The organism is Rhodococcus sp. P3_B8, assembly GCF_056402775.1.
The window spans coordinates 1-664 of record NZ_JBFUGT010000692.1; the positions used below are offsets into that span (position 1 = coordinate 1).

At 64.9% G+C, this 664-nt stretch carries 1 protein-coding gene; it reads left to right on the forward strand.

What is annotated here, in order from left to right:
* Window positions 1-664: DDE-type integrase/transposase/recombinase (locus tag AC1D1G_RS45805; protein ID WP_477957012.1), on the forward strand; the 664-nt coding region annotated here is incomplete at both ends.

A 664-nucleotide genomic window follows, 5' to 3' on the forward strand; every position in this document is an offset into this window, starting at 1 on the left:
TACGCGAATTGGCTCGAACGCAACAAATTGCACTGATCGGGTTCGTCGACGAGCTCACCGCCACCGGGATCGGGGTCCGCGCGGCGTGTGGGCTGGTCGGGCTGCCCCGCTCGACGTACTACCGCCTCACCCACCATTACCGGCACTACCGGCCGGTCGCCGACCCGATTCCGCAGAAGAACCGGCAGCAACCGGCAACCCTGACCGCCGCCGAACGCGCCGCCGGCGTCAGCGCCCTCGAATCCGCCGAATACGCAGAACTCTCTGTGGTGCAGACGTACTGGCGTGCGTTCGACGCGGGACTGGTCTGCTGCTCCGAACGTACCTTCTACCGGGTCGCCGCCGAACAGAACATGGTCGGCGATCGCCGACGCAGAAAGCATGGTGGTGGCTCGGCTTCCCGGCACAAGCCGATCGTGCACTGCGGACGGGTCGGGGAATTGTGGTCGTGGGATGTCACCGAGCTACGCGGACCCAGAACGCAGGACCGCTACAAACTGTATCTGGTAATCGACGTGTTCTCCCGGTATCCGGTGGCCTGGAGAATCGAGTACACCGAGAACACTCAACGGGCCGTGGACATGTTCGCCCTGGCCATCGACGAACACGGAGCGCCCGGGGTGGTGCACGCCGACAACGGTGCGATCATGCGTGCCCACACCCT